The 18,158-nt window shown below is 69.7% G+C and carries 11 protein-coding genes; 2 read left to right on the top strand and 9 right to left on the bottom strand.

The genetic code is table 11. The annotated features are described in order from the left end of the window. Positions 1-107 precede the first annotated feature (107 nt). Both BJEO58_RS10685 and BJEO58_RS10680 read left to right on the top strand, forming a co-directional pair. A complete protein-coding gene (locus tag BJEO58_RS10685) occupies positions 108-4,040 on the top strand; it encodes a Pls/PosA family non-ribosomal peptide synthetase (RefSeq protein WP_308297867.1) in 3,933 nt (1,310 codons plus the stop codon). A 5-nt stretch (positions 4,041-4,045) separates the two neighbouring features. Then, positions 4,046-5,353: a M1 family metallopeptidase gene (locus BJEO58_RS10680; RefSeq protein ID WP_101589465.1), complete on the top strand. Its 1,308-nt coding sequence runs from the start codon at positions 4,046-4,048 to the stop codon at positions 5,351-5,353. Between the two features lie 9 nt (positions 5,354-5,362). Here the strand turns inward: BJEO58_RS10680 and BJEO58_RS10675 are convergent, their stop codons facing one another. The 9 genes from BJEO58_RS10675 to BJEO58_RS10635 all read right to left on the bottom strand — a co-directional run bounded on the left by BJEO58_RS10675 (position 5,363) and on the right by BJEO58_RS10635 (position 18,023). Further along, the gene (locus tag BJEO58_RS10675; RefSeq protein WP_101589464.1) at positions 5,363-5,851 is read right to left on the bottom strand and encodes a GNAT family N-acetyltransferase; all 489 of its coding nucleotides are present in this window, start codon (positions 5,849-5,851) and stop codon (positions 5,363-5,365) included. A gap of 51 nt (positions 5,852-5,902) precedes the next feature. Beyond that, entirely contained in the window at positions 5,903-7,219 is a 1,317-nt protein-coding gene (locus BJEO58_RS10670) for an MATE family efflux transporter (RefSeq protein ID WP_101589463.1), read from the bottom strand. A 44-nt stretch (positions 7,220-7,263) separates the two neighbouring features. Beyond that, positions 7,264-10,515, bottom strand: a complete 3,252-nt coding sequence (locus tag BJEO58_RS10665) for a carboxyl transferase domain-containing protein (protein WP_101589462.1) — start codon at positions 10,513-10,515, stop codon at positions 7,264-7,266. 20 nt (positions 10,516-10,535) lie between these two features. Then, the gene (locus tag BJEO58_RS10660; RefSeq protein WP_101589461.1) at positions 10,536-12,215 is read right to left on the bottom strand and encodes a class I adenylate-forming enzyme family protein; all 1,680 of its coding nucleotides are present in this window, start codon (positions 12,213-12,215) and stop codon (positions 10,536-10,538) included. Between the two features lie 178 nt (positions 12,216-12,393). Continuing rightward, on the bottom strand, positions 12,394-13,593 hold the full coding sequence (locus BJEO58_RS10655) for an acetyl-CoA C-acyltransferase (protein WP_101589460.1): 1,200 nt from the start codon (positions 13,591-13,593) through the stop codon (positions 12,394-12,396). Between the two features lie 46 nt (positions 13,594-13,639). Further along, positions 13,640-14,830 (bottom strand): acyl-CoA dehydrogenase family protein, encoded by a 1,191-nt coding sequence (locus BJEO58_RS10650; protein ID WP_101589459.1) that lies wholly within the window; start codon positions 14,828-14,830, stop codon positions 13,640-13,642. Beyond that, entirely contained in the window at positions 14,827-16,038 is a 1,212-nt protein-coding gene (locus tag BJEO58_RS10645; protein ID WP_101589458.1) for an acyl-CoA dehydrogenase family protein, read from the bottom strand. Before BJEO58_RS10645 ends, BJEO58_RS10650 begins: the two co-directional genes overlap by 4 nt. A 9-nt stretch (positions 16,039-16,047) precedes the next feature. Further along, positions 16,048-16,809: an SDR family oxidoreductase gene (locus tag BJEO58_RS10640; protein ID WP_101589457.1), complete on the bottom strand. Its 762-nt coding sequence runs from the start codon at positions 16,807-16,809 to the stop codon at positions 16,048-16,050. After that, positions 16,809-18,023: an acyl-CoA dehydrogenase family protein gene (locus BJEO58_RS10635; protein WP_101589456.1), complete on the bottom strand. Its 1,215-nt coding sequence runs from the start codon at positions 18,021-18,023 to the stop codon at positions 16,809-16,811. Before BJEO58_RS10635 ends, BJEO58_RS10640 begins: the two co-directional genes overlap by 1 nt. Positions 18,024-18,158: the final 135 nt, after the last annotated feature.

Here is an 18,158-nt window from a genome sequence, read left to right as displayed (position 1 = left end):
CACACCGGGCTCACACCGGGCGGCGCTCCAGCACAGGCGACACCCTCCGTTCACCTGCTGCGGCTATCATCGTCGCGTCCATCCCGCGAAGCAGGAGACATCGACACGTGATCCACGGCTCCCACGAGTCTCCGACGGAGATCCACACACCGCAGTTCCCCGCCAGCGACCTGGCGCCGCCGCCCCGCACACTCATCGATCTGATCGTGGAGACCGCTGCCGAGCACCCGGACTCCCCCGCGATCGACGACGGGACGACGGTTCTGCGCTACCGGGAGCTCCTCGCCGCGATGCGGGACCGCGCGCTCGCCCTGGCGGACGCCGGGGTGGGGCCGGGCGACACCGTGGGCGTGCGCGTCACGTCCGGAACGGCTGATCTCTACACGGCGATCCTCGGCGTGCTCATGGTCGGAGGCGCCTACGTCCCCGTCGACGTGGACGATCCGGATGAGAGGGCGCGCACCGTCTTCTCCGAGGCGAAGTGCGCCGCGGTGGTCACCGACGGGTTCACGATCGACGTCCGACACGGCCGCACCCCCGAGCAGGTCCCCCCGCTCCGGGCACCGGAGCCGACCGATGACTGCTGGGTGATCTTCACCTCGGGCTCCACCGGCACTCCGAAGGGCGTGGCGGTCTCGCACCGCTCCGCAGCGGCCTTCGTCGACGCCGAGGCGAGGATCTTCTGCAGCGGAGAGCCCCTGCGACCGGGCGACCGCGTGCTCGCCGGCCTGTCCGTGGCGTTCGACGCGAGCTGCGAGGAGATGTGGCTCGCGTGGAGGTCCGGTGCGTGCCTGGTGCCCGCGCCCCGGTCACTCGTGAAGTCGGGCATGGACCTGGGCCCGTGGCTCGCTAATCGCGGCATCACCGTCGTCTCCACCGTCCCGACCCTCGCCTCGCTGTGGCCTGCGGAGACCCTCACGAACGTCCGACTCCTCATCTTCGGCGGCGAAGCGTGTCCTCCTGAGCTGGCGGCCCGCCTCTCCGACGAGGATCGCGAGGTCTGGAACACCTACGGCCCGACCGAGGCCACGGTCGTCACCTGCGCCGCACCGCTCGACGGTGCGGACCCCGTCCGCATCGGGCTGCCGCTGGACGGCTGGGACATGGCGGTCGTCGACCCGGCGACCGGCGTCCCTGTCGCCGATGGGGCCACCGGTGAGCTCATCATCGGCGGCGTCGGCCTGGCCCGCTACCTCGACCCAGCCAAGGACGCGGAGAAGTACGCGCCCATGCCGACCTTGGGCTGGGACCGTGCGTACCGCTCCGGAGACCTCGTCGTCATGGATCCGGAGGGCCTCGTCTTCGTGGGCCGCGCGGATGAACAGGTGAAGCTGGGCGGTCGCCGCATCGAACTGGGCGAGGTCGATGCCTCACTCCAAGCGCTGCCCGGGATCGCGGGAGGAGCCGCCGCCGTGAAGGAGTCGGCCGGCGGCATGCAGCTGCTCATCGGGTACCTCGCCCCGGAGATCCCCGGCGACGACCAGCGGGAGGCGTGGACCGCGCTGCTGCGGCAGGAGCTGCCCCCGGCGCTGGTGCCCCGACTGGTCCTCGTCGACGACCTGCCCACGAAGACCTCCGGCAAGGTCGACCGCAGTGCACTGCCCTGGCCCCTGCCGGGCGAAGAGCCCGCTGGCGGCGACCGCGACGATCTGCCCGAGTCCGCACACTGGTTCGCGGACCAGTGGGAGGCGGTCCTGGGAACCGTTCCCACCCTCGACTCCGACTTCTTCGACTCCGGCGGCGGCTCCCTCGCAGCCGCACAGCTGGTCTCCCGTCTGCGCACGCGTCACGCAGGTGTGACCGTCGGCGACGTGTACTCCGTGCCCCGCTTCGGTGCGCTCGTCGACGTCGCCTCGGACACCGACGACGCGGCACCCGCGCGCCCCCGGCGGACGATCACGCGCACGCGGTACTCGATGCAGACGCTCCAGACCCTGCTCGGCCTGCCCGTCCACGTGCTGGCCGCGATGAAGTGGGCGGTGCTCGCTCTGGTCATCGTGAACCTCGCAGGTCTGACGGGGATGGACGTCCCGACCGTGAGCTGGTGGTTCGTCGTCGCGCTCTACTGCGTGTTCGTCACCCCGTGGGGCCGCATGCTCGTCTCCGCGGCAGTCGCCCGAGCGCTGCTGCGCGGAGTCTCCCCCGGCACGTACCCGCGCTCCGGCTCCGTGCACCTGCGCCTGTGGCTCGCAGAGCACGCAGCGGACCTCGCGTCAGCCGTCTCCGTCGCGTCGGCGCCGTGGGTCACGTGGTACGGCCGCCTCTTGGGAAACCGGATCGGCCCGAACGTCGACCTGCATTCGGTCCCGCCCGTCACCGGGATGCTCACCCTCGCAGAGGGTGCGTCCATCGAACCGGAGGTCGACTTCAAGGGCTGGTGGGTCGACGGCGACGTCGTCCACATCGGCCCGATCCGCGTGGGCGAGTACGCAGTCGTCGGCGCCCGCTCGACGCTGCTGCCGGGGTCGCGGGTGGGAGCCGGGGCCTTCGTCGAGCCCGGCTCCGCAGTGCACGGGAAGCTGCGCCGGGGGCAGGTGTACTCCGGTTCGCCTGCCATGCGCGTCCGCAAGGCGCAGATCGACTTCCCCGAACCGCCTCCTCATCGCCGCCGCACACCCTTCCTGCTCTATGCGATCGGCTCCGTCCTCCACGCCGCCATCCCCGTGCTCGCCGCCGTTCCCGGGGTGGCGCTCATGGTCGCCGTGTCCGGGCCCGAGGCCGTCGTCTCCCCACTCGTCCTCCTCGCCTGGTCCCCCGTCCTCGGCCTCACCTGGTTCGCCGGCACGGCTCTGCTCATCGTGCTGGCCGTGCGCACACTCGCGATCGGGATGAAGGAGGACGTCGTCCCGGTGAGGTCCTTCGCGGGCTATCGCGTGTGGGCGACCGAGCGGATCATGGACATGGCCCGCGACCTCCTCTTCCCGCTCTACGCGGGGCTCCTCACCCCGGTGTGGCTGCGCCTGCTCGGGGCGAAGGTGGGACGTGACGTCGAGGTGTCGACCGTCCTCCTGGTGCCGTCGATGACGACGATCGCCGACGGCGCGTTCCTCGCCGACGACACGATGGTCGCCAGCTACGAGCTGGGCAACGGCTGGATGCGGGTCGGACCGGCGAAGGTGGGCAAACGGGCGTTCCTCGGCAATTCCGGGATGGCGGCCGCCGGACGGCGCGTGCCGAAGAACGCGCTCGTCGCCGTGCTGTCCGCTGCACCCACCAAGGCCAAGAAGGGCTCGAGCTGGATCGGCTCCCCACCCGTCGAGCTCCGCCGCTCGGAGGTCGCGGCCGACTCCGCGCTCACGTACCGACCATCGGCTCGTCTGCGCCGGACCAGAGGGGCCTGGGAGACGCTGCGTCTGCTGTCCGTCGTCGCCGGGGCGCTCATCGTCACAGGCGTCATCGGCGCGCTCATCGGACTCCATACGGCACTCGCGCACGTTCTTGCGGACACCACCGCCGCCCTCGTCATGCTCCTCCTGTCCGGCGTCGTCATGATGCTCGCCGGTGCGGTCGCCGCCGGTATCGCAGTCGCGGCGAAATGGGTCTGCGTCGGACGCATCCGCCGATCCGAGCATCCTCTCTGGTCGTCGTTCATCTGGCGCAGCGAGCTCGCGGACACGTTCGTGGAGCTCGTCGCCGCACCCTGGTTCGCACGCACAGCGGTCGGCACACCCGCCCTCGTCTGGTATCTGCGCTGCCTGGGCGCGAAGATCGGGCACGGCGTGTGGTGCGAGACGTACTGGCTGCCGGAGGCGGACCTCGTCTCCCTGGGCGACAACGCCACGGTCAACCGGGGCTGCGTCGTCCAGACGCACCTGTTCCACGATCGCGTCATGAGCCTCGACACCGTCGCGCTCGACCCCGGCGCCACCCTCGGCCCCAACAGCGTCATCCTGCCCGCCGCGACGATCGGCGACGCGGCCACCGTCGGACCCGCGAGCCTCGTGATGCGCGGGGAGTTCGTCCCGGCGAATGCGTATTTCATGGGCAATCCGGTCGTACCCTGGATCGATGCTCCCATCATCCCCGCCGAGGAGGACTGACGTCCGTGCGTGATCCCTACATCCCCGAATCCGGGCATGACGACTACACCGTCGAGCACTACGACCTCGACCTCGACTACCGGCTGGGCCCCAATCGCCTGGATGGAACGGCCCGCCTGAGCGTCCGCGCGCTCGAAGACATCGGTTCGCTGAAGGTCGACCTCGTGGGGCTCGGCGTCGACCGCGTCCGCGTGGACGGCCGGCGGGTCCGCTTCCGCCAGCACCGCCGCCACGTCGACGTCACACTGCCTGCGACGACGCGCGGCGACGGTCTCCTCCTGGAGATCCGCTATTCCGGCACCCCCGAACCGGTGATGGGGACGTGGGGCGACGTCGGCTGGGAGGAGCTCGAGGACGGATCACTGGTCGCGGGCCAGCCCAACGGCTCCGCCACCTGGTATCCGGTCAACGATCACCCGGCCCACAAGGCGACGTACCGCATCAGCGTGCTCACCGACGCGGACTACTCCGTCATCGCCAACGGGCGCCTCACCTCGAAGACCCGGGCCTCCCGCGGCACCCGCTGGGAGTGGACCTCGGACACTCCCCTGGCCCCCTACCTCGCGAGCGTTCAGGTCGGTCGGTACCGCATCGACTCCCTGCCGGGTGTCGGAACCGTTCCGCAGTGGCTGGCGGCGCCTCCCTCCACATGGCGCGCAGCAGCCCTCGTCCTGGAGAAGCAGCGACGGATGCTCGAGGTCTTCGAGGACTGGTTCGGGCCCTATCCGTTCGACTCCTACGGCATCGTCGTCACACCGGAGGACCTCGAGATCCCCCTCGAATCCCAGCCGTTCTCCATCCTGGGTGCCAACCATCTGCTGCCCACGTGGGAAGCGGAGAGGCTGATCGCCCATGAGCTGTCGCATCAGTGGTTCGGCAACTCCGTGTCGATCCGCCGCTGGCGCGACCTCTGGCTGAACGAGGGGTTCGCCTGCTACGCCGAATGGATCTGGTCCCAGGCCACGGACAGACGATCGATCGCGGACTGCGCGGACGAGGTCCATGCGGAGCATGTCGGTCTCCCACAGGACATCATCGTCGGCGATCCGGGTGGACCGGACATGTTCGACGATCGCGTGTACAAGCGCGGCGCTCTCACGCTCGAGGCCCTGCGGCGCACCGTGGGGGACGAGGACTTCCGGCGGATCGTCCAGGAGTGGTGTGCCAGGAACCGGCACGGCCATGGGGATGCGGAGGGGTTCTGCACACTCGTCGCAGAGATCACTGACATCGATGCGCACGCCCTGCTCGATCCGTGGCTCGCACGAGCGGAGCTCCCCGCGCTGCCGACTCGGGCAGGCCAGGCCGCCTGAGCCGGATCGTCAGATGCTGCGCAGCAGGATGTCCGCGCCGCCTTCGCGACCCGCGATCACGAATCCGTTCGCCGCGAAGAACTCGCCGGCCGTATTCAGCTCGTGCACCGCAAGACTCACGGAACCGCGTCCGGACAGGCGCAGGAGGTCCAGAACCGCGCGCAGGAGGTGTGTTCCGTAGCCGTTGCCCTGCGCCGCCGGGTCGACCGCGATGCGGAGCTCCGGGATCTGATCCCCGGCCCATCCCAGGCCGCGCCAGCCGTCGTGCGGCAGTCGGACCCACGCGGCGCCCACCGCCTGCTCCTCCTCGTCGAGGATGACGACGCCGGTGTCGCCCGGTCGCCCCCAGCCGTCCAGGTAGCCGGCCAGCACGTCGTCAGCGGCGATCTGGGCATCGGACAGCGGAGGAGAGTCGATCGACCAGTTGACGGTCTGAGCGAGGAAGGGGCGGAGCATGTCCTCCGCGCTCACAGCATCGGGAACGGGTACAAGCTTCATAGCGACATTCTGTCCGATCACCGGCCGCAGTGCGAACCTCCGCGCGGGAGTTCAGCGGATACCGCGGGCGAGCGCTCGGTCGATCCACGCGCGTCCGCGAGCGCGGGCTCCGAGCGTGACTCCGCGAGCGCCCAGGAATCCCAGGACGAATGCGGCCCACGCCGTGAGCGCGTTGGGCCATACCGCCATGGCTCCGTACAGGATCACGGCGAACACCGCGAAGGACACGACCTGGGCGAGCGCGAGGTACTGTGCGTCCTCTGCGCCCAGCAGCACTCCATCCAGCACGAACACGATTCCTGCCAGCGGGAGGCTCACCGCGAACACGAGCAGAAGAGACGTGAGGAGCGAGCGCACAGCCGGGTCCCCCGTGAACGCGAAGGGGATCCACGCGGCGCCCGCTGCGATGAGGAGTGCGCAGACGATGCCGAACCCGACGCCCCAGCGCACCAGGCGCGCCGTGATCCTCTGCACTCCCGGCACGTCCTCAGCGCCCAGTCGCAGAGCGATGAGCGCCTGACCGGCGATCGCCAGTGCGTCGAGTGCGAGCGCCACCGCGAAGAAGAGCGTCTGGACGACCTGGACCGCCGCCAGCTGCTGGGTGCCCAGCCCGGTGGCCTCGAACACGAGGAGGATGAGTGCCGCACGCAGAGCCGCGCTGCGGACCACCAGCCACCCCGACGTCCTGGCAGACGACCACACACCCGACCACTGGGGCCAGAGACTGGCTCCGTGTCGTGCGGCCGCACGGAATGCGATGCACAGGATGACGACCGCCATGGCCGCCTGAGCGATCACGCTGCCGACCGCGGACCCCGCGATCCCGAGGTCCAGCCCGTAGATGAGGATCGCGTTGAGGACGATGTTCGCCCCGAACCCGCCGCCGGCGACCCAGAGCGGCGTCGTCGTGTCCTGCAGCCCGCGCAGCAGACCTGTGCCCGCGACGACGAGCAGCATGAACGGCAGACCCCACCAGGAGATGGTGAGATACGTGAGGGCCGCGGATTCGACCTGGGGCGCGGGCCCGAAGGCTCCGACGACCGGCCCCAGCAGCGGCAGCCCAGCCAGCAGGAGGAGCGCGGACATCACGACGGACAGCCACATCCCGTCGAATCCCGCGCTCACCGCTCCCCGGATGTCGCCCGTGCCCATGCGCTTGGCGACACGAGGAGTGGTGGCGTAGGCGAGGAAGATCATGAGTCCGAGCACCGTCTGCAGCACGGTCGATGCGATCGCGAGTCCGCCCAGTTGAGGCGCCCCCAGATGACCGACCATCGCGGTGTCCGCCAGGAGGAAGAGGGGTTCGGCGATCAGTGCGCCCAGCGCGGGCACGGCCAGGCGGAGGATCTCGCGATCGACGGGTTTCATCAGGGACGATTCTAGATCGGATGTCTCCGGATCGGCATTCGGCGTCAGCTGATCGTCTTCGCCCAGGCGCGGGAGTCCGCCGGATCGATGACGTCGTCGACGTCGAAGACCATCGCCGCGCTCAGCGCCCTGCCCTGGGCGTACAGCTCCTCGACGAGCTCCGACTCGCGTGCGGCGCGCACATCCGCATCAGAGATGGCGGCGAGCTCCTTCGCATGGCCCAGGCGGACGGCTCCCTCCAGTCCCATCGGCCCGATCTCCCCGCTGGGCCACGCCACGGTGAAGTGCGGGGCGTCGAACCCGCCGCCGGCCATCGCCATGGCGCCCAGCCCGTAGCCCTTGCGGATCACGAACGCACCCAGCGGCGACCGCAGTCGCGCACCCGCGACGAAGAGGTCGCCGAACGCGCGCACCCCCGGCTCCCGCTCCGCGTCGGGCCCCACCATGAAGCCCGGCGTGTCGACGAATGACAGGACCGGCAGGCCATGATCATCCGCCAACCCCAGATGCTGGGCGAAGGAGCGGGCCGCGTCGACGTCGATCGCACCGCCCAGATGTGAGTTGTCGTTGGCCAGGAACGCGAACGGCGCACCGGCTATGCGCAGGAAGCCGGTGATCGCGCCGGGTGCGTATCGAGGGCGCACCTCGATGAGGGAGTGCGCGTCCGCGACCGATGCGAGCACCGCTCGCATCGAGAAGGCGCGCAGGCGGTCCGCCGGCACAGCGCTGCGGGAGGAATCTGCGGGCGGCGCGGCGGCCTCGGCGGCGGGTTCGCTCCGCACGGACAGGCAGCCCAGCAGGCGGCGGGCAGTCGCGACCGCTTCCGCCTCATCCCGGGCGACGACGTCGACCACTCCGGTCGATTCGTGCACCTCGACCGGACCGATGTCCTCGGATCGGTGGCGTCCCAGACCACCGCCTTCGATCATCGCAGGCCCGCCCATCCCGATGTTCGCGTCCGGAGTCGCGATGATGAGGTCGCACACCCCTGCCAGCGCCGCATTGCCCGCGAAGCTCCGGCCGGACACGACCGCCACGAGCGGAACCCGCCCCCGCAGCGCGGCCAAGGACCCGAAGGTGGGCACACTCAGCCCGGAGGTCGGCGCACGGTCCGTGTCCCCGGGACGCCCCCCTCCGCCCTCTGCGAAGAGGACGACGGGCGCGGATCGCCGCGCGGCGAGTTCCAGGAGTCGGTCCGTCTTCGCGTGGTTGCGCGTGCCCTGCGTGCCGGCGAGGACGGAGTAGTCGTAGCTCATGACGACGACCTCCTGCTCCTCGATCTTCGCGACTCCACCGATCAGACCGTCACCGGAGGTGCGGTCGACGAGGTCCTCGACGCTGCGCCTGCGCGTCTGGGCTGCGATCACGAGGGGGCCGTACTCGACGAAGGTGCCGGGGTCGACGAGGTCGTCGATGTTCTCCCGAGCTGTGCGTCGCCCACGAGCCCGGATGGCGGCCAGCGCGTCCTCACGCTGGTCGTCCGCGACTGCAGCGTGCCGGTCCCGGACCTCGGCGACGCCGGGGTGGGGACCGCGTTCCTCCACGGCATCCGTCCCCGCAGGTGCGGCACCCGTGAGGACGGCGACCGGAGAACCAGCGGGCACGTAGTCACCCGCACCGACCAGATGGCGCACGTGGGACGAGGGCGGACCGGGCACCGGGTGGTGCATCTTCATCGCCTCGAGGAGCACGTACTCCCCCGGAGCGTCCCCGATCGCGACGACGGTGCCCGACACCGCGGCACGCAGCAGGTGCTGGTCGGGGCCCAGCTCCTGCTCCGCGAGGACCACCGCCGAGGCCGCCCCCACCCGGCCGTCGCCGCCCGCCGGTCCGGACAGCGATGGTCGGGTCGTGCCAGCGGTCATGTCACGTGCACGGGCGGCCGCGTCGAGCTCCCGGGCACGTTCCGCCAGCTGGGCGGCGCAGGCATCGAACGCCGTGGTCGTCTCACGGCCCGGATCGAGCTGTTCGCCGACCGCCCGCAGCAGACCCGTGCTCGTGTCGAGGCCCTCGATCCGCGTCTCCGCCAGCGCGCGATCCGCCCGGTGGAGTGCGGCTGCGAGGCTGTCGCCGTGCGCGATCACCTTCGCCAGCAGCGCATCGAATACGCCGGTCACCCTGGTCCCCGCACCGATCCACGTGTCGACGCGCACCCCGGGGCCGGTCGGCCAGGTCACTGCGGTGACGGTCCCCACGCTGGGCACCGGGTCCCCCGCAGGCGATGTGCTCTCCGCGGCGACGCGCAGCTGCACCGCCGTCCCGCGCGGGGCCGGTTCGGTGGGAAGAGCCGGCACTCTGCCTGCGGCCACCTCGAGCTGGCAGGCGACGAGGTCGATCCCCATCACCTCCTCCGTCACGGTGTGCTCCACCTGGATCCGGGGATTCACCTCGAGGAGGACATGAGTACCTCCGGTGACGAGGAATTCGACGGTGGCGAGCGACTGGTAGGACAGAGGCTCCACGAGGCGGAGCGCATCGGCGTGGATGCGTGCGCGCAGATCCTCGTCGAGTCCGGGCGCTGGAGCGATCTCGACGAGCTTCTGCCGGCGGCGCTGGATCGAGCAGTCCCGGTCACCCAGCACGTGCACGCCGGACGGTGTGCCGATCACCTGCACCTCGATGTGTCGAGCACCGACCACCAGTCCCTCCGCGAAGATGCGCCCGTCTCCGAAGCCGGCACGGGCCTCGGCGGAGCATGCCGTGAGCGCCTCCGACAGTGCGTCCGCCTGGTGCACGATGCGGATGCCGCGGCCTCCGCCCCCGGCGACGGCTTTGACCGCCACGCCGTCGGGGTGGGCGTCGAGGAGGGCACGGGCTTCTGCCACGGCCGGTTCGTCGCCTGCGCCGGCCGGTCGATCCGGCTCCAGCAGACCCGTCGCCGCGGGCACGGCGACACCCACCGATCGGGCGTGCGCCCGCGTGGCCGTCTTGTCCCCGAACAGCTCGAGCGCGTGCGGATCCGGGCCGACCCACGTGAGACCGATCTCCGCACAGCGCCGCGCGAGGTCCGCCGATTCGGCGAGGAAGCCGTACCCCGGGTGGACGAGCGACGCACCTGTGTGGGTCGCCGCCGCGATGATCGCGGAGGCATCGAGGTAGGCCGATGCGCCGCGCCCGGGCAGGGTCACGACCTCGTCGGCGAGCCCCAGGTGCAGACCTCCGGCTGTGCCGAGGGCCTCCTCGTCCGTCGCACGCACCACGATGGTCCGCAGACCGGCGGCACGCGCAGCGCGGACGACGCGGACAGCGATCTCGCCCCGGTTAGCGATCAGAATGCCGGGTCCTGCGTCCTCCATCGTGCGCCTCCTCGCGTCGCTCAGTGGCTGCCCGGCTGCTCCTTCCGGGCTGCGGTCGCCTCGTCGCGGACCGTGCGACGGAGGATCTTGCCCGAGCTCGTCTTCGGCAGCTCCTCGACGACCGTCACCTCGACCGGCGCCTTGTAGCTGGCGAGGTGCTCCTTGCAGTGGGCGATGATGTCCTCCGCGGTCGCCTCCGCGTCCGGCTGCAGGCTCACGAACGCGACGACCGTCTCACCGCGGTACTCGTCCGGCACACCCACGACCGCACCCTCACGGACCGCCGGGTGCATATACAGGATGTCCTCGACCTCACGGGGCCACACCTTGAAGCCGGACGCATTGATCATGTCCTTCTTGCGGTCGACGATGAAGACCCATCCGTCGGCGTCCATGAAGCCCACGTCGCCCGTGCGCAGCTCGCCACCGGGCATCGAGTCAGCGGTGGCCTGCGGATTGCCGAGGTACTCATCGGCGACCATGGGGCCGCCGATCGCGACTTCGCCCACCTCCCGTGGACCGAGGGGGTTCCCCTCATCGTCGAGGATCCGGACCATCGCATCGCGCTGCGGCAGGCCGGTCGACAGATTGCCGGACTCGGGATCGACCGGTGCACGCAGTCCGCGCGGCACCGTGACGGCCTGCGCCGCAGTCTCCGTGAGCCCGTAGCCCTGCCCGATGTAGTGGCCCGTCCTCTCCTCGAACCGCTTGACCAGGCCCTCCGGCAGCGGTGCGCCGCCCGACATGATCGAGGAGAAGGACTCGAAGGCGTCCGCCCCGAACTTCGGGCTCGCCATCATCGCGGTGTACACCGTGGCGGGACCCGCCATGAACGCGGGCTTCTCGTGCCGGAGCAGGTCGAGGAACGACGCGGGGTCGAACCTGTGATTGAGGACCAGTGTGCTGCCGTTGGCACTGCTCGCGATCATCTGGCAGATGAAGCCCGTGATGTGGAAGAGCGGCGCCAGTGACATGATGCCCGCGCCCTGCGGGAGGCGGGCGTTCCGCGCAGCCATCCGGGAATTGGACGAGATGCTCGCGTGGGGGTGCAGCGCACCCTTCGCCTTCCCGGACGTGCCGGACGTGTAACCGATGAGTGCGGGGTCCTCGGGACGGACGGCGACCGGCTCGAAGTCCGTGTCGAGGCGTTCGTCGACGACGGTCTTGAGGTCGGGGAGCGGGAGATCCGGAAGGTCCGCGTACGCACCGAACACCGCATCCGGACCGTCCTGCGCCCAGTCGAGGTCCCCGGCAAGGACCACGAGTGGCAGATCGGCCGTGTACTCCTTCACGCGCATCAGATGCAGCGCCTTCTGGACCACGATCGCCTTGACATCCGCGTCTGCGAAGGCGTGCGTGAGCTCATCGCGGTACATGGGGTTCAGGGGGACGACGACCGCGCCGGCCTTCCAGATGCCGTACGTGGCGATCGGGAAGTGCGGCGAGTTCTGCGCATACACGGCGACGGCGTCCCCCGGGCGGATGCCCGATTCCGCGAGGTAGGCCGCGAAGGCGGTGGTCTGTCGGTCGAACTCCGTGTACGTCGCGGACTCCCCGTAGTGCGACCAGGCGACGGTGGCGGGGTGGGCGGCGACGGTGTCCGCCAGATCCTGCAGTGGGGTGGACGGCTCCAGGGGCGCTGCCTCGTCCGCTGTGAGGCCGAGGGTGCGCAACCAGGGGCGCTCGTCGAACCAGCTCATGGGCTTCTCCGTTCTCCGGCATCGGCACTGATACCGGTCGCGTGATCGACGGGCGTCTCCGCGCCGCCGCTGCTCTGACTCCAGTCGGAGCCCGGGTCCCCGCCCACGGTGTGCGAGCGGAGTGACGTGCCGTGCCGGGAGCGGAGTCCCGGCACGGCACAGCTGTGCGGATGTTCGGTCAGACGACTTCGAAGAGGCCGGCGGCGCCCATGCCACCGCCCACGCACATCGTCACGACGACGTGCTTGGCACCGCGGCGCTTGCCTTCGATGAGGGCGTGGCCGACGAGGCGGGCGCCCGTCATGCCGTAGGGGTGGCCCACGGAGATCCCGCCGCCGTCCACGTTGTAGACCTCGGGGTCGATGCCCAGGTGGTCGCGGCAGTACAGGGCCTGGACCGCGAACGCCTCATTGAGCTCCCACAGGCCGATGTCGTCGACCGTGAGGCCGTGGCGCTCCAGCAGGCGCGGGATCGCGTAGATCGGGCCGATCCCCATCTCGTCCGGGGCATTGCCCGCAACGGCCATGCCCTTGTAGATGCCGAGCGGCTGCAGGCCGCGCTTCTCCGCCTCCTCCGCGCTCATGAGCACGGATGCCGAGGCACCGTCGGACAGCTGTGAGGCGTTCCCGGCGGTGACGGTCGGGACCTTCGACGCGACGCCCGGCTCCAGGACGGGGTTGAGCCCCTGAAGGCTGTCGAGCGTCGTCGAGGGACGATTGCCCTCATCCTTCTCGAGGGTCACCTCGACCTCGCTGGACTCCCCCGTCTCCTTGTCCACGACGATCTTCGTCGTCGTGAGCGGAACGATCTCCGAGTCGAAGCGACCGGCCTCCTGACCTGCGGCCGTGCGCTGCTGCGAGGACAGCGAGTACTCGTCCTGCGCCTGACGGGACACGCCGTAGCGCTCGGCGACGACCTCCGCCGTGTGCAGCATCGGCATGTAGAGCTCCGGGAGGTTCTCCACCAGCCACGGATCCTTGGCGCGGAAGCTGTTCGCCTTGTCGTTCTGCACCAGCGAGATCGACTCGACTCCGCCGCCCACCGCGACCTTCATGCCGTCGTGGACGATCTGCTTGGCCGCGGTCGCGATCGCCATCAGTCCGGACGCGCACTGACGGTCCACGGACATGCCTGCGACGGAGGTGGGCAGACCGGCTCGCATAGCGGCCTGACGTGCAATGTTGCCGCCCTGTGCACCCTGCTGGAGTGCCGCGCCGAGCACGACGTCCTCGATCTCCGAGGGGTCGACGCCGGAGCGCTCGACGGCGTGACGGATCGCGTGGCCCGCGAGTTCCTGCGACTGGGTGTTGTTGAAAGCACCGCGGTACGCCTTGCCGATGGGCGTGCGTGCGGTGGAAACGATGACTGCCTGGGTCATGGTGCTCCTTCGGATGTGTGGTGGTGCGTGAGGGGTGGGTGGGCGATCAGAGGTCGACGAGGCGGCCCAGCTCGTCGCGCTGCGCCTCCGCGCCGCCGAGCATGACCTCGTCGAGCTTCGCCCGCTTGAGCAGCAGGTGGATGGGGAACTCCCAGGTCATCCCGTTGCCCCCGTGGAACTGGAGGATCTCCTCGACGATGTGGGAGGTGTGCGTCTTCGCATACGCACTGGCGGTGCGCACTGCGATCGCGGCGTCCGCGCGGCTGACCTCGCCGGCGTCCGAGGCGTCGACCGTCCGCACAGCGGCGACGGCGGCGGCGCGCAGCTGGTTCGCAGCGATCCACGCATCCGCGAGCCGGTGCTTGATGGCCTGGTACGACCCGATGGTGCGGCCGAACTGGCGGCGCTCCTTCACGTACTCGAGCCCGCTGTCGAACGCTGCGTCCACGATCCCCGACTGCTCGCACGCGAGGACCGCGAGCGTGTCGATCAAGGCTCGTTCGAGTGCACGCTGCGCGCCGTCGCCCACCGCTATGACCTGTCCGCGGATACCGGCGAGCTTCACCTCGGACAATCGGCGCGTCTCGTCCAGCGACGGGAAGACCGTGACGCGGGCATCCGCAGCGTCCGCGACCGCGATGACGAGCGCACCGCCCACCGTGCGAGCGGGGACGACCAGCAGGTCGGCACGGTGCGCGTCAGCGACACCGTGGACGATCCCGATGAGTTCGACCGCGGCGCCGGGCTCCAGCGGATCATCGGCGGCCGACGGCCCCGCCGTGTTCGCCGTGACGTGGAGCGATCCACTCCACTTCCGCGCCGTGACGTCCATCGCCAGCGCCGCAGTGGTGCCGTCCGTGGCGAGGCGTCGCAGCAGCTTGTGCGCGGGACCGTCCGCGCCGGTGCGCCGCTCCGCCGCAGCGGCGCGGAACACCACGCGCGAGGCGACGACCGCAGAGCTGAGGAACAGCGACGGAGCCGCGCTGCGCCCGATCTCCGAGGCGACGGTCCCGGCTGCTGACAGACCGGCTCCGTCGCCGCCGTCCGCCTCGGGGATCACGAGGCCCGCGAGCTCGAGCTCGTCGAAGAGCCCCGCGTCGACGGCCGGCGCATCGAAGCCCGGTTCGTCATAGACGCGTGAGACGTCCTGTGCGGACGCGCGTGCGGCGAGCAGAGCACGCACATTGGTGCGCAGGTCCTCGTCGATGTCGGTGGGGAGAAGATCAATATCGTTCATCGTGGCATGTCCTTGAACGGAACGTCCTTGTCAGTGCGGTGCTCGCCGGGCAGCCCGAGGACCTTCTCGGCGATGATGTTGAGGATGATCTCCGTCGTTCCGCCCTCGATCGAGTTGCCCTTCGCCCGCAGGTACCGGTACACGGGGTTCCGGCCGGTCATCGAGTAGTCGGTGGGGCGGCGATCCTCCCAGCTGTCGTAGCGCAGACCGTCGACTCCGCGCATGCGGAGGTCGAGGTCGGACAGGGACTGAGCGGTCCGGGAGAAGGACACCTTGGCGCCGGAGCCCTCCGGTCCCGGCCGTCCCGCGGCGAGCTTCTGATTCAGGAGCATGCCGGAGGTCCGCTGGACCTCCGCGTCGACCCAGTGCCCGAGCAGCTCGTCGCGCAGCACCGGGCTGCGGTACTTCGTCGAGGATCTCCAGGCGGAGGCGACGACGCCGATCATGCCGCCTTCGCGAGGCGCTCCAGAACCGATCGACACGCGTTCGCTGTTGAGCGTCGTGTTCGCGACGCGCCAGCCTTCTCCCACGTCGCCCAGACGGCGGGAGTCCGGGACGACTGCGTCGTCGAGGAACACCTCGTTGAACTCGGATTCGCCCGTGATCTGCCGCAGACCGCGGGTCTCGACCCCCGGCTGCTTCATGTCGATGAGGAAGTATGTGAGGCCCTTGTGCTTCGGCACGTCCGGATCGGTGCGGGTGACGAGGATCGCGATGTCCGCGTTCTGCGCGCCGGACGTCCAGACCTTCTGACCGGTCACGCGCCAGTCGTCTCCGTCGCGCACTGCGCGCGTGGCCACAGCGGCGAGGTCGGAGCCCGCGCCGGGTTCGGAGAACAGCTGGCAGAAGATGCGGCTGAGCGTGAAGATGTCGCGCAGGAGCTTCCGCTGGTCTTCCGTTCCGTGGACCGCGATCGTGGGCGCGGCCATGCCGAACCCGATCGTGTTGCGACGCGGGTCCGGCTGGGAGAGGCCTGCGGCCTCGACCGCCGCGTGGGCGTACGCGCGCAGACTTCCGGAGACACCCAGTCCCCCGCTGCCGCGCGGGAAGTCGACCCAGGCGAGTCCGTGATCGTAGAGGACGCCCCACACGGCGGCGTCATCGGTGAGGTCCCGGGCCGCGGCCGCCGCCGCGGACACGGCGGCGTCGATCGCCGCCGTGTCCGCGGCGCTGCCACCGGTGGGGACTGCTGTGTCAGTGCTGCTCATGTCTCTCCCTCAGGTCTTCGGTCCGCCGGCGACGTAGATGACCTGCCCCGACACGAAGCCCGCGCCCTCGCTCGCGAGGAAGGAAGCCGTGTGCGCGATGTCCTCCGGCTTGCCAGAGCGTGCGACGGGGATCTGTGCGATCGCGCCCTTGACGAAGTCCTCGAAATCCACGCCGACTCGTTCTGCTGTCGACTTCGTCATGTCGGTCTCGATGAAGCCCGGTGCGATCGCGTTCGCGGTCACACCGAACTTTCCGAGCTCGAACGCGTAGGTCTTCGTCATCCCCTGGATGCCGGCCTTGGCCGCCGAGTAGTTCGTCTGCCCGCGGTTGCCCAGTGCCGATGTCGACGACAGCGAGATGATGCGGCCGAACTTCTGCTCGACCATGTGCCCCTGCACTGCGCGAGTCATGAGGAAGTTGCCGGTCAGGTGCACGCCCATCACGGAATCGAAGTCGTCGCGCGTCATCTTGAAGAGCATGTTGTCCCGGATGATGCCCGCGTTGTTGACGAGCACGGTGGGTGCGCCCAGCTCGCCCGCCACGCGTTCGACCGCTGCGGCGGCCTGCTCCTCATCCGCGACATTCGCTCCGATGCCCAGAGCCTCGCCGCCGGCCGCACGGATGCGGCCCACGACGTCTGCTGTGTCCTCTTCGCGCAGATCGATCACTGCGACCTTCATACCGTCCGCCGCGAGTCGCTCCGCGATCGCGGCGCCGATCCCCCGCGCACCTCCGGTGACGAGGGCGGTCCGTGTGCTGCTCTGGTTCATCAGGCCGTGTCCTTCCTGTACTTCTTGATCTCGTTGCGGGCGATCGAGCGCTTGTGGACCTCGTCCGGGCCGTCGGCCAGACGCAGTGTGCGCAGCCCTGCCCACCAGCCGGCCAGCGGGAAGTCCTGGGTGACGCCGCCGCCGCCGTGGACCTGGATCGCACGATCAAGCACCTTGAGAGCCATAGTAGGCGCGGCGACTTTGATCTGGGCGATCTCGTTCTTCGCAACCTTGTTGCCGTGCTTGTCCATCATGTCCGCGGCGTGCAGGGTCAGCAGTCGAACCTGGTCGATCTCGATGCGTGATTCCGCGATCCACTCCTGGATGTTCGCACGCTCGGACACCTTCATCCCCCACGTGACGCGGGACTCTGCACGCTTCACCATGAGCTCGAGGGCGCGCTCCGCCAGGCCGATCGACCGCATGCAGTGGTGGATGCGCCCCGGTCCCAGGCGGGCCTGGGCGATCGCGAAGCCCTCGCCCTCGCCCTTGAGGACGTCCTTGGCGGGGACGCGCACCTGGTCGAAGGTGACGTCCGCATGGCCTTCGCGGTCGTTGTATCCGAACACGGAGAGGTTGCGCTCGATCGTCACGCCGGGCGCGTCGATCGGGACGACCAGCATCGACTGCTGGCGGTGGGGTGCCTCATTCGGGTCCGTCTTGCCCATCACGATGAGCACCTTGCACTTGGGGTGCAGCGCGTTGGAGGTGAACCACTTGCGACCGTCGAGGATGTACTCGTCGCCCTCCTTCTTCATGAGCATCTCGATGTTCGTCGCGTCCGAGGATGGGACGGCGGGCTCCGTCATCGCGAAGCCGGAGCGGATCTCTCCGTCGAGGAGCGGCGTCAGCCACTTCTCCTTGTGCTCGTCCGACCCGAAGACCGTGAAGACCTCCATGTTGCCGGTGTCCGGCGCGTTGCAGTTCATCGATTCGGGTGCGAGGTCAGGAGACCGGCCCATGATCTCTGCGAGGGGGGCGTACTCGAAGTTCGTGAGGCCCGGGCCCCATTCCTTGTGCGGCTGGAAGAGGTTCCACAGTCCGCGGGACTTCGCCTCCGCTTTGAGGTCCTCGAGGATCTGCGGGTGGAAGTGCGGCGTGTCCGCGGCTGCCATCTGCTCTTCGTAGACGGCTTCCGCCGGGTAGATCTTCTCGTCCATGAAGGCGAGCAGCTTCTCCCGGTATTCCCGTCCGCGTTCGGTCGTCTCCAGCACGTGGTCCTCCTATGTCGATGCGACTTCTGCTCGTGTCTGCTGCCGTGTCTCGTCTGTGCTCGGAACCGCTGGGCGTCAACCGGCCTCTGTGTCGAGGAGGCGGGATGATGAGAGCGGTCGGAGTGGCGGTTCGCC

Origin of the sequence: Brevibacterium jeotgali (genome assembly GCF_900169175.1) — a bacterium.
In the GTDB taxonomy this organism is placed as follows: domain Bacteria; phylum Actinomycetota; class Actinomycetes; order Actinomycetales; family Brevibacteriaceae; genus Brevibacterium; species Brevibacterium jeotgali.
Note: the sequence above shows the minus strand (reverse complement) of the source record. Positions and strands in the feature narration are given on the sequence as shown.